Origin of the sequence: Endozoicomonas sp. ALB032, assembly GCF_049310125.1 — a bacterium.
In the GTDB taxonomy this organism is placed as follows: domain Bacteria; phylum Pseudomonadota; class Gammaproteobacteria; order Pseudomonadales; family Endozoicomonadaceae; genus Endozoicomonas_A.
In genome coordinates, this window is record NZ_JBLYNW010000001.1 from 3295167 (window position 1) to 3309284 (window position 14118).

General features: G+C 43.8%; 9 protein-coding genes. 5 read left to right on the plus strand and 4 right to left on the minus strand.

What is annotated here, in order from left to right; translation table 11 throughout:
- The first annotated feature begins 604 nt into the window (after positions 1–604).
- The 3 genes from ACO6VG_RS12195 to ACO6VG_RS12205 all read left to right on the plus strand — a co-directional run bounded on the left by ACO6VG_RS12195 (position 605) and on the right by ACO6VG_RS12205 (position 3966).
- Positions 605–1771 carry a hypothetical protein gene (locus ACO6VG_RS12195; protein WP_422132523.1) on the plus strand — a complete coding sequence of 389 codons (1167 nt, stop codon included), beginning with the start codon at positions 605–607 and terminating at the stop codon, positions 1769–1771.
- A gap of 664 nt (positions 1772–2435) precedes the next feature.
- Positions 2436–3590, plus strand: coding sequence for a hypothetical protein (locus tag ACO6VG_RS12200; RefSeq protein WP_422132524.1), 1155 nt, complete (start codon positions 2436–2438; stop codon positions 3588–3590).
- Positions 3591–3693: 103 nt separating this feature from the next.
- The gene (locus tag ACO6VG_RS12205; RefSeq protein ID WP_422474139.1) at positions 3694–3966 is read left to right on the plus strand and encodes a hypothetical protein; all 273 of its coding nucleotides are present in this window, start codon (positions 3694–3696) and stop codon (positions 3964–3966) included.
- 196 nt (positions 3967–4162) lie between these two features.
- Here the strand turns inward: ACO6VG_RS12205 and ACO6VG_RS12210 are convergent, their stop codons facing one another.
- The 3 genes from ACO6VG_RS12210 to ACO6VG_RS12220 form a co-directional block, all read right to left on the minus strand.
- Positions 4163–5371, minus strand: coding sequence for an F-box/WD repeat-containing protein (locus ACO6VG_RS12210; protein WP_422474141.1), 1209 nt, complete (start codon positions 5369–5371; stop codon positions 4163–4165).
- Positions 5372–6091: 720 nt separating this feature from the next.
- Positions 6092–7882: a WD40 repeat domain-containing protein gene (locus ACO6VG_RS12215; RefSeq protein WP_422132527.1), complete on the minus strand. Its 1791-nt coding sequence runs from the start codon at positions 7880–7882 to the stop codon at positions 6092–6094.
- Positions 7883–8453: 571 nt separating this feature from the next.
- The gene (locus ACO6VG_RS12220; RefSeq protein WP_422132528.1) at positions 8454–8774 is read right to left on the minus strand and encodes a hypothetical protein; all 321 of its coding nucleotides are present in this window, start codon (positions 8772–8774) and stop codon (positions 8454–8456) included.
- Positions 8775–8936: 162 nt separating this feature from the next.
- Here ACO6VG_RS12220 and ACO6VG_RS12225 point away from each other — a divergent pair, with 162 nt between their 5' ends.
- Entirely contained in the window at positions 8937–9113 is a 177-nt protein-coding gene (locus ACO6VG_RS12225; protein ID WP_422132529.1) for a hypothetical protein, read from the plus strand.
- Positions 9114–9216: 103 nt separating this feature from the next.
- Here the strand turns inward: ACO6VG_RS12225 and ACO6VG_RS12230 are convergent, their stop codons facing one another.
- Positions 9217–11019 carry a WD40 repeat domain-containing protein gene (locus tag ACO6VG_RS12230; RefSeq protein WP_422474143.1) on the minus strand — a complete coding sequence of 601 codons (1803 nt, stop codon included), beginning with the start codon at positions 11017–11019 and terminating at the stop codon, positions 9217–9219.
- A 334-nt stretch (positions 11020–11353) separates the two neighbouring features.
- Here ACO6VG_RS12230 and ACO6VG_RS12235 point away from each other — a divergent pair, with 334 nt between their 5' ends.
- Complete coding sequence (locus ACO6VG_RS12235; RefSeq protein ID WP_422474145.1) at positions 11354–14110, plus strand: hypothetical protein; 2757 nt, start codon at positions 11354–11356, stop codon at positions 14108–14110.
- The last annotated feature ends 8 nt before the right edge of the window (positions 14111–14118 follow it).

The window sequence follows — 14118 nt, forward strand, 5'->3', positions numbered from 1 at the left end:
GGTTATCGCAATAACTACAAGTCCAGTTCCGTACAATGCAATTATATTTGCCACAAAACCATCAGCGTTATATGAACCCCAAATATAGCTATAGTACTCCTGATCGGAGTGGTCATTGGAATGAACAATGTCCGAGAAAACACATGCATATCCGAGCATTATTACAAAGAGATAATTCTTCATTAGACGACCTCAGAATTCATTGATTCATGTTTCGAAAAAAATAGCGTTTAACTGGAAACTCGTAAATCTGGCTTGTACGAACCAGATATTGTCATCAGGGACCATCACATGGTGGTCATCGGGGCTGAATTTACAGAAGTCTAACCCAGCATCAAGCAGGAGGGTGACTTTTGCCTCTAATTCAAACGTTTTACATTCAAACATCAGTTTGGTGATGGCGGAAAGGAACAAAATTCCCTTATGAGGGAGGACGCTGGAATGCGACCAACAAAGATGTTGCAGAGCGTGATTCAGAGGGAATCGGGTCGGGGTTCTTTATTGAACAGTTCCGGCTACAGAAAGGCTAAAAGCAATGGAATTCACCATGACGAATCTCAGTTAATTAACTAGTCTGCCTGAACGGTCTGTTTCAGGAGGGTTTATGCTCAGAGCGGGTTTGAGTGTGCTGTTGTTTGTATTTTTGTTGTCTGGAGTCTTCTATAGTCATGGATGTAACGGCCACGGGAAAGATAAAATAGTAACGGATGAATCGGGTCGTCAAAGGTGTAAGCAGTGTGACCGTAATCTTGATGACTGCGATTGTCGATGTTATCGATGTCACAGGCAGTTCAGGGAAAAAAGGGAAATCGCCCAGGCAAGAATAAGAAAAAGAGGGCAGACGGCTAATACCCCAAGTTCCAGAGGTAAGGACCCCAAGCCCAAAGTGGTGTATTTATCCACTGAGAATACTTGCCAGTGTGAAGAGCTACCACCCGCTTCCAGTCTGAAGCTGGGTCCCAGGATAAAGTCTGTTGCTTTTGATGGACCTTCAACAAGCAAAATGGCTTTGTTAGAGTCGTCCGCGAGTGGCTTTTTCAATGAAGTGCTTATTGCGCCTGCTCCAGATGGGAGAAATCAGTTTGATTATGAATGGGTTAATCAGCAGTATGATTTTAGCCTTGTCCAGCAGCAGACTTCATTGGTTGATGAACCTGCCAACGAGCAACCAGACACAACAACTTCATCCTTCAATGACTGTTATTTGGAAAGCAGCATGGAAGCGTTCGTCTTCGACGATCCAGATAGCAAGGTACATCAATTTCGGCAGCTATTAACTCAGGTACAGTCTGCCATTCGACAGAATGTCGTGTTAGGGTTGATCCTTTTTGGCTGGATGAGAGAGTACACTTGGCCCCGGCGCAATATCCGGACTTTGGAAGAGAATGAATACGTTCTGACGCTTCCTAATCCTCAGGGAGGCTTTTTCCTTGCTGTTCTTATCAAAGAAGACAGTATGATCTTTGTTTTTCTTCTGAATCAAGATGACGAAGTGATGGGCTATGCCAGTAATGAAGAAAGTCACGTTATTTTTGCGATCAACTGCTATCTGAATAAGGAGAGAGGTAAGCTTTATCCAGTTGATTTGCCTGACAATGATTTGTTCAAACATATGGTGAGGGCCACCTTTAAAGCTTTTCGTTACATTGATGAAAAAGCAGGAGAAGTCTCAGAGGGAGTCAAAGGCGACTCAGAGCCTGGAGTTGTTTTGGCTTCTGATAACTCAACGGGGCTAATACCCATCGAACTTTCTAACTCCCTGGTGCGCTGAAAATTTGAGCCTTAAGTACCTGGCCAGTTGGTTTCGCATATTCTGGTGAGTGGATTTTTTCATCCTTCAAGGCGCAACGACGGGCGCGTAGCCATAGCTACGCAAGCAGAGTTGGAACGCAGAAGGATGGAAAAAGCCGCCGTCCAGAATATGCGAAACCAACTGGTTAGGTACTTAATCCTGCGTTGGCGATTGTCGCCCTGTCTTAAGGCTCAGAAGTCTAACCCAGCATTAAGGAGGCTGTCGCAAAACTCTGGTTCCCATGCTTTTAGGCCCTGTGGGTCCCAGCGTGGGAATCCATACTTATCTCGAGCTGCAGAGTCCGCTTTTCAGGAGAGGTATGCATTCCCACGCAGAGCGTGGGAACGAGTTGTTGGGCTTTTGCGACAGCCTCTAAGGGGGAGGGTGACTTTTGCCTCTGATTCAAACGTTTTACATTCAGACATCAGTTTGGTGATGGTGGAAAGGAACAAAATTCCCTTATGAGGGAGGACGCTGGAAAGCGACCAACAGAGATATTACAGAGCGTGATTCAGAGGGGAATCGGGTCAGGGTTCTTTATTGAACAGTTCCGGCTACAGAAAGGCTAAAAGCAATGGCATTCAAGATGACGAATCTGAATTAATTAACTAGTCTGCCTGAACGGTTTGGTTCAGGAGGGTTTATGCTTAGATCGGGTTTGAGTGTGCTGTTGTTTGTATTTTTGTTGCCTGGAGTCTTCTACAGTCATGGATGTAACGGCGACGGGAAAGATAAAATAGTAACGGATGAATCGGGTCGTCAAAGGTGTAAGCAGTGTAACCGTCATCTCGATGACTGTGATTGTCGATGTTATCGATGTCACAGGCAGTTCAGGGAAAAAAGGGAGATCGCCCAGGCAAGAATAAGAAAAAGAGGGCTGGCGGCTAATACCCCAAGTTCCAGAGGTAAGGACCCCAAGCCCAAAATGGTGTATTTATCCACTGAGAATACTTGCCAGTGTGAAGAGCTACCACCGGCTTCCAGTCTGAAGCTGGGTCCCAGAATAAAGGCTGTTGCTTTTGATGGACCTTCAACAAGCAAAATGGCTTTGTTAGAGTCTTCCACGAGTGGCTTTTTTAATGAAGTGGTTATTGCACCTGCTCCAGATGGGGGAAATCAGTCTGATTGTGAACGGGTTAATCAGCAGGACGATTCTAGCCTTGTCCAGCAGCAGACTTCAGTGGTTGACGAACCTGCCGGCGAGCAACCAGTCACAACAACTACATCCTTCAATGACTGTTATTTTGAAAGCAACATGGACACGTTCGTCCCCGACGATCCAGATGATAGCAGGATAGATAAATTTCGGCAGCTATTAACTCAGGCACAGTCTGCCATTCGACAGGATGTCGTGTTAGGGTTGATCTTTTTTGGCTGGATGAGAGCGTACACTTGGCCACGGTACAGTATCCGGACTTTGGAAAAGAATGAATACGTTCTGACGCTTCCTAATCCTAAGGGAGGCTGTTTCCTTGCTGTTCTTATCAAAGAAGACAATATGATCTTTGTTTTTCTTCTGAATCAAGATGGCGAAGTGATGGCTTATGCCAGTGATCAGGAAAGTCACGTTATTTCTGTGATCAACTGCTACCTGAATAATGAGGGAGGTAGGCTTTATCCAGTTAATTTGCCTGACAATGATTTGTTCAAACATATGGTGAGGGCCACCTATAAAGCTTTTCTTTGCCCGGTTGAAGAAGCAGGAGAAGTCTCAGAGGGAGTCAAAGGCGACTCAGAGCCCGGAGCTGTCTCGGCTTCTGATAACTCAAAGGGGCTTAATACTAATCGAACTTTCTAACTCCCTGGTGCGCTGAAGATCTGAGCCTTAATCCTGTGTTAGGTGTCTTTGTGCCAGTCTCTGCTATGCTGATCTTCTTCGACATTTTATCAAGGAGTAACCGATGAGTGTGAAACCCAAACCCAAACCCAAACCTCAGACGACAGAGATTAATAATATCCGTAACACCCTGGCTGACGTAATTGACGGCCTTGGTCAAATCCGTGGTGAGATGCACCAGAGATTTGACCAGCAAGATAAGCGTTTTGACCAGCAAGATAAGCGTTTTGACCAGCAAGATAAGCGTTTTGACCAGCAAGATAAGCGTTTTGACCAGCAAGGTTCTGATATTGCCGCTATCAAAGAAATGCTCCAAGTCTTACTCTCGCGCCAATAGCCATGCCACCTAACAACACGCTCAACAGGGACGCACATACTGTGCGCCCGTCAGCTTTGGGTTGGCGATTGTCGCCTTGTCATAAGGCTCAAATCTCCACGCTCAACACGGGAAAGCACGATTGGTATAAGCTGCCGGGCAGGAATTGCAGAAGAAAAATGTGGACCCGGGCTAATGAGTGACAGCAAACAATCAGTCATTCATTCATACGAAGTTCAGTTATTTTTGCCGTGTTATCTTCATGGACGGTCAAGATGATTTCTATCCGCCATGATCCATCGTCCTTCTTGCCACAGATTGCTACGGTGCCATCGTTACTGCAGGTCACCAGATGGCGGCTATCGGCGCTGAATTTGGCTGACCTGACAGGTTTGTAATGGGAAATAATAGCTTTTTTTACCCATGACCCATCGTCCTGCTTGCCATAGATTATTGCTCTGCGATGTTCAATGGCCACCACATAGAGGCCATCGGCGCTGAATTCGGCTGAGTTTTCAAAGTCGTCATGGGAAATGATGGCTTTTTCTACCCATGAACCATCGTCCTGCTTGCCATAAATTTTCGCCTTGCCATCTTTACTGGCAGTCACGATATAGCGGTCAGCGGGGCTGAAGGTGGCTTCAAAGATAGATTTAACATGGGAAATAGTGGCTTTTTCTACCCATGATCCATCGGTACTCAGGTCATAAATTTTTGCGGTTTTATCGTCACTTGTGGTCACCACATGGCGGCTATTGGCGCTGAAAGTGACCGACCTGATCCAGTCATCATGAGAGATAGTGATTTTTTCTTCCCATGATCCACCGTCCTTCTTGCCGTAGATTTTCACTTTCCCTTTGTCAATAGGGATTATGACATGGTGGCCATCGGGGCTGAACTTAAACAAGTCCGATTTACCAAAAGCGGGGAATGTGGCTTTTGTCTCTAATTTAAATGTTTCACATTCAGACATCAGTTTAGTGACAGTGGAAACGAACAAAACAGGAAAATACTTGCTCTCTTGGCGATCCATGATTGATTTGATTAATGCCTCATCCTTTGTAAAGCGCCTCAACCAACCCTCGAGTTGATTTTTGTCTTTTGAAGTGAGGGGTGTCTTTAGTAGCGTCTGGTGTGATAAAGCAAACTGGCGATACCATGCCTTTGCTATTAAATCAGCATTTTTGATAGTGATGTTAATGTGTGAATTTACCTGCGCTAATTTGGCAATATCATGAGCCTGCAAATAAGTACAGATTTTGGATTGAAGTTCCTCGGGCAATCTGAGCAATGGTGAAGGCTTTTTCCTTTTATGTATAAAGACGTTCCTATTCATGGTGGTACCACTTCTTCTTTCTGATCGAGACTGATCCGCTGTTGATGAAAGTGAGCCACCAAAACAGGAAAGGCTTTTTATGAAGTTCATGGCTCGTTTCCCCATAGTTATTATTTAAATTGGGTTGGTATTTAAAATTGACTGTGCAATTTAGAGTCGGTTTTATTGTGAGAGTTCAAGACATTGTTGTAAGCCTGACTAACAAAAAAGCAGGGTTTTGATCTGGGAAAAATGATCAATAAGTACTCAGCCATATGGAATCGAATATATCTGGCTTATTGGTCAGATGTTGCAGAAGAATATGAGGGTTTGGGCTAATGAGTGACAGTCAAATAAAATTGCAACAATCGCAAAATCAATTACGCTAGCAGCCTGTCGGACTTAAGCGTCCGTAGCGAGGATTGCAAGAAACAGAGATTTTTAGACCAATTTATTGCAACCGCAGTAGGACAGTCTTAAGTCCGACAGGCTGCTAGACGCAAGATAAATCGTCAAAAGGTGAATTTATCTTGTGGGGTTCAACTACAAAGCTAGCCAAGATTGAAGGCGTAACCAGCCAAACTATAAGGCGCAAGATCGAAAGCGGTCACTACGAAAAAGTGAAGCAAACCAGTGGTGGTCACTTCCGCATATTCATTAACCAGCAGAGGAAGATATGCTATACAAGAGTGAGTTCTGGAAAGCAAAAATCCAGCATTGACACGCAAAAGCGTATCTTACTCAAAGAGCACCCTGATGCAGAATTTATCATTGACAAGGTAGCTTGAACCTTGTCCATAACAGCGAGTGTTGCGCTCGCTGCCGATTTAATCAAGAGTCATTCATCTGTAGCTCAGTGATTTTCACTGTGTTAAAGCCATGGACGGTCAACACATGGCCATCGATGCTGTAGGTGGCTGATCCGATGGGAATATTGAGGGAAATGGTGGCTTTTTCTTCCCAGGTTCCATCACTCTGCTGGCCAAAAATTTTTGTCGTGCCATCGTCACTGCCGGTGATCACAAGGCGGCTATCGATGCTAAAGGTGGCTGATGTGACTCTCCCGAGATGGGAAATGGTAGCTTTTTCTTCCCAGGAACCATTGATACTCTGGTCATAGATTTTCACCGTGTTATCTTGACTGCGGGTAATCACATGGCGACTATCGGGGCTGAAGGTGGCTGAGTAGACAAAATTGTTATGGGAAATGATGGCTTTTTCTTCCCATGATTCATTGCCCTTCAGGCCGTAGATTTTCGCTGTGCAATCCCAACTGGCGGTCACCATATGGCGGCTATCGGGGCTGAAGGTGGCTGAATCGACACGATGATCATGGTAAATAATGGCTTTTTTTCTCCATAATCCATCGTCTTTCTTGCTGTAGATTATCGCCCTGCCATCGTAACTGGAGGTCACCAAATGGCGACTATCGTCGCTGAGTATGGCTGAGTTGACCCTATGCATATCGGAAAAGATGGCTTTTTGTTTCCATGCTCCATTGGCCTCCAGGCCATGGATTTTTGCACCGTGATGGATAGTGGTCGTCACCAAATAGCAGCCATCGGCGCTGAAGGTGGTTGATCTGACTGAATCATCGTGGTTAACGGCTTTTTCTGTCCATGATCCATCGTTCTGCTGGCTATAGATTTTCCACTGGCCGAATAAACTGGTGGTCACCACATGGCAGTTATCATTGCTGAAGGTGGCTGATATGACTGGCTCATCGTAGCGAATAATGGCTTTTTCTGACCATGATCCATCGTCCTTGTGGCTATAAATTTTTGCCTTGTTATCACTACTGGCGGTCACCAGATGGCGACCATCGGTGCTGAAGATAGCTGAGAAAACAAATTTGTCATGGGAAACAGTGGCTTTTTCTACCCATGAGCCATCGTTATTCTGACCATAAATTTTCACCTCACCACCAACACTGGCGGTCACCACATGGCAACTATTGGGGCTGAAAGAGACTGTGAATACATTGTTATTATGGGAGACAGTGCTTTTTTCTTTCCATGATCCATCGTCCTTCTGGCCATAGATTTTTAGCGTTTTATTGTCAATGGCGGTCACCACGTGGCGGCCATCGGGGCTGATAGTAGACGTGCACAACTTGTTATTACCGGGGAGGATGGCTGTCTCTGATTTAAATGTTTTGCATTGAGACATCAGTTTAGTGAGAGTGAAAAAGAACAGCGCAGGAAAATAAATACTTTCTTGGCGATCCGTGACTGACTTGACTAATGCCTCATCCTTTGTAAAGCGCTGCAACCATTTCTGGAGTTCATCTTTATCTTTTTTAGCGACGATTGTCTTTAAAAGAGTCTGGTGTGATGAAGCAAACCGGCGATACCATGCCCTCGCCATTGCTGCATCATTTTTGAGCCTGTTGTTAATGCGTGAATTTGCCCGTGTTAATTGGGTAATATCATGAACTCGCAAATAGGTGAAAATTTTGGACTGTATTCCCGGGGGCAAATACAGCAATAATGAAAACTCATTCTTGTCGTGTACAGTGACTTTCCTACCCGCAGTGCTACCACTTGGCGTCTCTGGTGGAGATTGATCTGGTCTTGATGGAAGTTTATCACCAATACCGGAATGGTTATTTATGCAATCCATAATTCGTTTTTCGTGGTTATTTTTTTATCCCTGGTTGTCAAGGAGATTCAAAATTGATTCTGCAGCTTAGAGTCGGTTTTAGTGTGAAAGTTCACATTGTTCTCATGCTCTCTGGACAACTTCTAATCACAGGATTGATGGCAAACAATCAGTCATTAAGTACCTAACCAGTTGGTTTCGCATATTCTGGGCGGCGGCTTTTTCCACCCTTCTGCGTTCCAACTCTGGTTGCGTAGCTATGGCTACGCGCCCGTCGTTGCGCCTTGAAGGATGAAAAAATCCACTTGCCAGAATATGCGAAACCAACTGGCCAGGTACTTAATCTCTAGCCTGTAAAATGTCGTTCTTCCCTCTCAAAATTTTTCGCGAAACCCTTCAGCAATTTTTTCCAACTTAGCCATTACAACCCTACTTTTTATTGGTAGTTAGTACTTTTTTTTGTTTTTTCACTCAATCGATCGAATTGAGCCTCGGAGGGATTAAAACGTCCTTTCCCATCCCTTCTTTCTGTCTTTCCTCGATGATTCTGATCATCTTCCAGGATTTCAAATCAGTTGGTTATCGCTGGCTTTTATGTTTTGTTTTCGCATTCAACAAATTCCCCCAAGTCATCATCTGACCTGGTTCTCAGCTTTTCAGTCATCTGCTCAACCATCTCATCGGTTGTAGTAAAACGACCAGGAACACTCCTCAACTCAGAAGTGCCATGTTGAGCATACTCGCAAAATGCGGTCATTTCCTCAAACAGCTCAGCCGGTACAGCATAGAACTGAACCTCATTATTCGAGGTCACTGCGATTGCCTCTCCCTGGGCTTCCGCTATGGCATTGCCCGGATTGGTTTTGAACTTACTAATAGAAGTCGTGAACCCACAAAGCACTCTCTGCAACATAAAATCACCTTATTTAGATTCAAATTAAATTATTATTTAGACTAAATATAACACTATATTTAGATAACAGGCACAGGCACAGGCACAGGCAAGGGCGCAAATACCGAGGAAGACAGTCACTCCGGGGATATCCTCACACTGAAATTAACTCAGGAAGGGGACGTGATTGGCACGCTGAACAAAGATTTTGCTGGTTATAGTGAAAAACACAGCCTCAATAAAAACGCCTTCCTGGAAAAGGATATGTATATCGGAAAAGATGGCTTTTTGTTCCCATGCTCCATCGGCTTCCAGGCCATGGATTTTTATACCGAGATCGATAATGGTCGTCACCTGTAGAGCAATTTACCAGTGACAGCAAACAATCATTTATTCATCTGAAGTTCAGTGATTTTTGCCGTGTCATTTAACATGTGTTGCAGCAAAATAATGTGGCTCTGAGCTAATGAGTGTCCGCAAACATTAAGCTATTCATCTGTAATTCAGTGATTTGTACGCTGTCACTTGCGGTCAACACATGGCCGTCGATGCTGAAGGTGGCTGCCCCGATCGGATCACGACGGTGAATGATGCCTTTTTCTTGCCATGATCCATAGTTCCCCTGGCCATAAATCTTCGCCGTTCCATTGATACTGACAGTGACCAGGTGGCGGCCATTGACGCTAAAGCTTGCTGATGTGACAAGACCAACATGGGAAATGGTGGTTTTTTCTTTCCACGATCCATTGACCTTTCGGCCATAGAGTTTCACCGTGTTATCTTCACTGCAGGTGATTACATGGCGGCTATCGGCGCTGAATTTGGCTGAGAAGAAAGTATCTTTATCGCGAATGACGGCTTTTTTTTCCCAGGATCCATTGTCCTTCTGGCCATAAATTTTCGCCTTACCATTTTTACAGTAGGTCAGCAAATGTCGGCTATCGGGGCTGAAGGTGACTGAATTGACATGTTTATGGGCAATGAAGCCTTTTCGTTCCCATGATCCATCCTCCTTATGGCCATAGATTATCGCCCTACCATCGTGACAGTTGATCACCAAATGGCGATTGTCTGCGCTCAGTGTTGCTGATTTGATGCCTTTATTACGGATGGCGATTTTTTTTTCCCAGGAACCATCGGCCACCAGGCCATGGATTTTCACCCTGTCATCGATACCAGCAGTCACCAAATAGCGGCCATCGGCACTGAAGTTGGCTGAGAAGATATAGTTGTCGTGGGAAACAGTGAATTTTTCTACCCATGACCCATCATCCTTCTGGTAATAGATTTTCGCCTCCTCATCGTCACTGCGGGTCACCAGGTGGCGGCTATCGGGGCTGAAGCTGGCTGACAAGACTTTATCATCGTGTTGAATAATGACTTTTTCTTCCCATGAGCCATCGTCTTTGGGGCCATAAATGATCGCCTTGCAATCATCACTGGCAGTCACCATCTGTCGGCTATCAGGGCTGAAGCTGGCTGACCTGACCCTTTCTTCATGGGAAATAGTGATTTTTTCTTCCCATGATCCATCGTCCTTCTGACCACAGATTTTCACAGTTTTATCGTCACTTATGGTCAACACATGGCGACTATCGGGGCTGAAGGTGGCTGAGTTGACGGTGTCTTCGTGAGTGATAGTAACTTTTTTTTCCAATGAGCCATCGTCCTTACGGCCATAAACTTTCACCCTGTTATCTCCACTGCAGGTGATCACATGGCGACCATCGGGGCTGAAACTGGCCGATTTCACACCAGCACTATCGGGGAGGGTGGCTCTTCTCTCTAATTTAAATGTTTTACATTCAGACATCAGTTTAGTGAGAGTGGAAAAAAACACAGCAGGAAAACAAATACTCTTCTGGCGATCCATGACTGACTTGATTAATGCCTTGTCTTTTGTAAAGCGCCCCAACCAAGCCTCAAGTTGATTTTTATCTTTTGCAGCGACGATTCTCTTCAGCAGAGCCTGATGGGATGAAGGAAACTGGCGATACCATGCCTTTGCCATTGCTGTATCATTTTTGAGTGTGTTGTTAATGTAGGAATGTGTCCGTGTTAATTTGGCAACGTCATAATCCTTCAAATAAGTAGAAATTTCGGATTGTATGTCCGGGGGCAGATCGAGCAACATTAAAGGCTTGTTCTTGTTACCTTGAATAACGTTCCTACCCAGAGTGGTACCAGATGATGTACCTGATCGAGTTTGATCCGGAGTTGATGTCAGTGAGCCACCAAAACAGGAAAGGCTTCTTATGAAATTCATGGCTCGTTTCTCCATAATTTTAACTTTGGTTGGCAGGGATACCCAAAATTGTTTCTGAGAGTTAGATTCGGTTTTAGCATGAAAGTTCAAGACATTGATGATAGCCAGACTAACAAGAATCCGTTGAACGATAAGTGAATCCCCAGACGTTTATGGAGATATTTTTTTGTTCTTGTCATTGAACCTTTCTCATTGTCAAGAGTCTAAGTGCAAAAAGATTACTAACAAATCAACCGAAAAATTATAATTTCATGCTGCACAGCGATACTGAGGGAGACTTAAGTTTACGATCTCCAGATTAAAGTATGTGTAACAATCAGGAGGTAAATTTTTAATGAATATTCGCCCGAACCCAAGCCCACTACCCGTTAATTCAGACACTGAACCCAAAGGGAGCAGTTTATCTAAAAGCTTTAAAAGGCAACTGGATGTTTTGGACCCAGATGATCCGCACTCCTCCAAGCTGCCATCTTTAACCCTGGTTGCAGCATTCCCCCCTGAAAGTAACATTAATGCTCGATCGGTCACTACACTTGAACCCTTTATCAACTCAGATGCCGATAAACCCTGCAAAATGATTCCATGGGGCGCTGAATTCGAGCGTATTTATCAATCCCTGGAGCAAGAAAAAGATCAGGAGATCGAAGCCCAGGTAAATGCTCTCAGTGATGCTCAGATTCAAAGTCTATTCACTGTTACCCGACCCTCTCAAAACTGGGTAAGATCTGAACCTACGAATTCACTTATTGAATTGGCCGTCGTTACCGAAAAGGCAGGCCATATTTTTTTCCAGGTTTTATTTGACCGACTGTCTTCGGAAGAACTACAGCATGCACTGTTAGAACCATACGATGACAACAAAACGTTTTTACATCTGATATGCTGTGTTATGGATAAACCATTACTCAAGAAGCTGGAAGAGAAAATAGATAGACAAACCCTTTTGGAGATGCTCACCCAACCCATAAATGACCTTGCTTCTCCCCTTGCATTTGCCTGTCTCTATAATAAAAGTACCCATCTGTTTGACACCGTCTTTGATGAAAACAGGGAATTGATTGTAAAACTCCTGAAGGGGAGTCCCGACCTTGATCAAAGCATACTACAGTTCATGTGCAATGACAGAGCAAGGCCCGGTGGAGCCCTCCAGCTAAGGACTGAAAAATACTTTCACCGTATTCAACAACTGTTATGTAAGCTGAACCCGCAGGAACGCTTTGACGCTATCCAATTTACCGGAAAATCCAATGAGTCTGCTTTACTATGGGCCTGCACAGGCACACGACTCCATTCTGATGAATTGGTATTGATACTGACTGAAGAATTGGATGATGTTCAAAAAGCCAGGCTTTGTACCGTGCAATCGGAAACGGGCCATTCACTGATACAAAAGTGCCTTGAGCTTAACAAGCTTGATAAAGTTGCCTCTCTCTGCATGACTATCCACGATCAATCACTGAGGTTTAAGGTGCTGTCGATCTGCACATTGGAAGGCCATTCCTTCTTTAAACAGTGGCTTCTCAACTCTACTGATTCTCATAGAGAAATTGAAGAAGGTATAGAGTACATGCTGCAGGATATGATCGCTTACCACCGGATTCTGATCATTGCTGGTGATCGACGTATTTGGGATCAGACAATCGACGGTACTGATCATCAGAACATCACACGGCAGCAAGAGCAAACTCCGATTGTAGAGGCCATGAACAGAAGTAAAATGAAATTGGCTGAATTTCTCTGGAATCAGATTGCGGATCCAGAATTAAGAATTAAACTGCTGCTTTACAAAACCAAACATCAGGCAACCCTGTTGCAGCATATGCTTGATGTCAGGGAGCAGTGGGATTACTTCAAATACAGGATCATGAACACCAGTAACGAGGCCTTGCAAAATTCATTTGCTGCTGAATTGTACTATCATGCCTTAGCTGCCAAACGTTTTGTTGATGCAGAATATTATTTCAGCCAAATAAGTGATACAAAATTAAAACAAGATCTATCGAACGATCCCAAATATTTTTTAATGAGTATCTCCAGGAAAACAGAGGTGGATATTGAACGTTTTTTCAGTCAGAAAACTCCATCCCAATTAACAGAATCTGTAATCTATATACTTGAACAAACTTTCTACAATAAAAAATCCTTGCCGGAAAACCTTCTTCACGTGATTACATTGCAGAAGAATGCAGTCAATAAAGATACTTTTTCCAAATGGGCTACAAGTCCACAGCAAGGTGAACAATGCCCAATAACCACAGCCCTGAGTCGATACGTCATAGCTTACCGCAAATGGAAATGTCCTAAGGAATTCAAGTTCTATCCTGATAGCAGTGAACAGCGGGAAATGCTAGCCTGTTTGAATATGCAGATATTCCAGGGAATAGTAAGCATGATGAGTGAGGAGAAAGTAAAGGAGTTCTTCTTCTCTTTACAGGATGGTCATTATAAAGTTTTACATCTGTTTATCTATAAAGAAATCCTGAAAAACATAGTTTATTCCCTGGGTGATTCGGGCAAAGCCTTTCTTGAACAAATAAATCCTGCGACCGGTGGAAATCTATTGCATATTCTGTTTGAGCCCAGGCTTATTGATTCTGAAGATACAGAACTGAATGATATCATTAATACCGTCAATTGGCTGGATGAAAACTATGGATTAAGCCTGTTTTTGCAAGGCCGTATGAAAAACGATGGCTCAACTCCTTTACATTTACTATTCTTGGCAGCCGACAATTCAACATTACTATTTGATAGTATTGATTCACAAACATTACAAGAGCATATTATGAATCGGCTATGTCAACCAAATGCAGATGCTCTCCTGCTGGTTGAGTTATTTGAGCTTAAAGACAATAACGGCTGCACACCGCTGCACAATTTCTTTTCCTGTAAATATATCAATAAAAAAATCGGTGATCTTTTAATTCAAAAACTTGGTCTTGAAACATTTTTTAAGCTAATGCACATCAAAGACAACCAAGGCAATACTGTTATGGATCATTTTTCAAAACGCAATAATCATTTGCGTGAGAAATACCAAAATTTGTTTGAGACACTGCTTCCCAAAGATCATGATTGCTCTGTTTTATGAAAGTATTT

Coding starts and splice junctions, on each gene's coding strand:
- ACO6VG_RS12195 (WP_422132523.1), top strand. CDS start 605: ATGCTCAGAGCGGGTTTGAGTGTGCTGTTGTTTGTATTTTTGTTGTCT.
- ACO6VG_RS12200 (WP_422132524.1), top strand. CDS start 2,436: ATGCTTAGATCGGGTTTGAGTGTGCTGTTGTTTGTATTTTTGTTGCCT.
- ACO6VG_RS12205 (WP_422474139.1), top strand. CDS start 3,694: ATGAGTGTGAAACCCAAACCCAAACCCAAACCTCAGACGACAGAGATT.
- ACO6VG_RS12210 (WP_422474141.1), bottom strand. CDS start 5,371: ATGAACTTCATAAAAAGCCTTTCCTGTTTTGGTGGCTCACTTTCATCA.
- ACO6VG_RS12215 (WP_422132527.1), bottom strand. CDS start 7,882: ATGGATTGCATAAATAACCATTCCGGTATTGGTGATAAACTTCCATCA.
- ACO6VG_RS12220 (WP_422132528.1), bottom strand. CDS start 8,774: ATGTTGCAGAGAGTGCTTTGTGGGTTCACGACTTCTATTAGTAAGTTC.
- ACO6VG_RS12230 (WP_422474143.1), bottom strand. CDS start 11,019: ATGAATTTCATAAGAAGCCTTTCCTGTTTTGGTGGCTCACTGACATCA.
- ACO6VG_RS12235 (WP_422474145.1), top strand. CDS start 11,354: ATGAATATTCGCCCGAACCCAAGCCCACTACCCGTTAATTCAGACACT.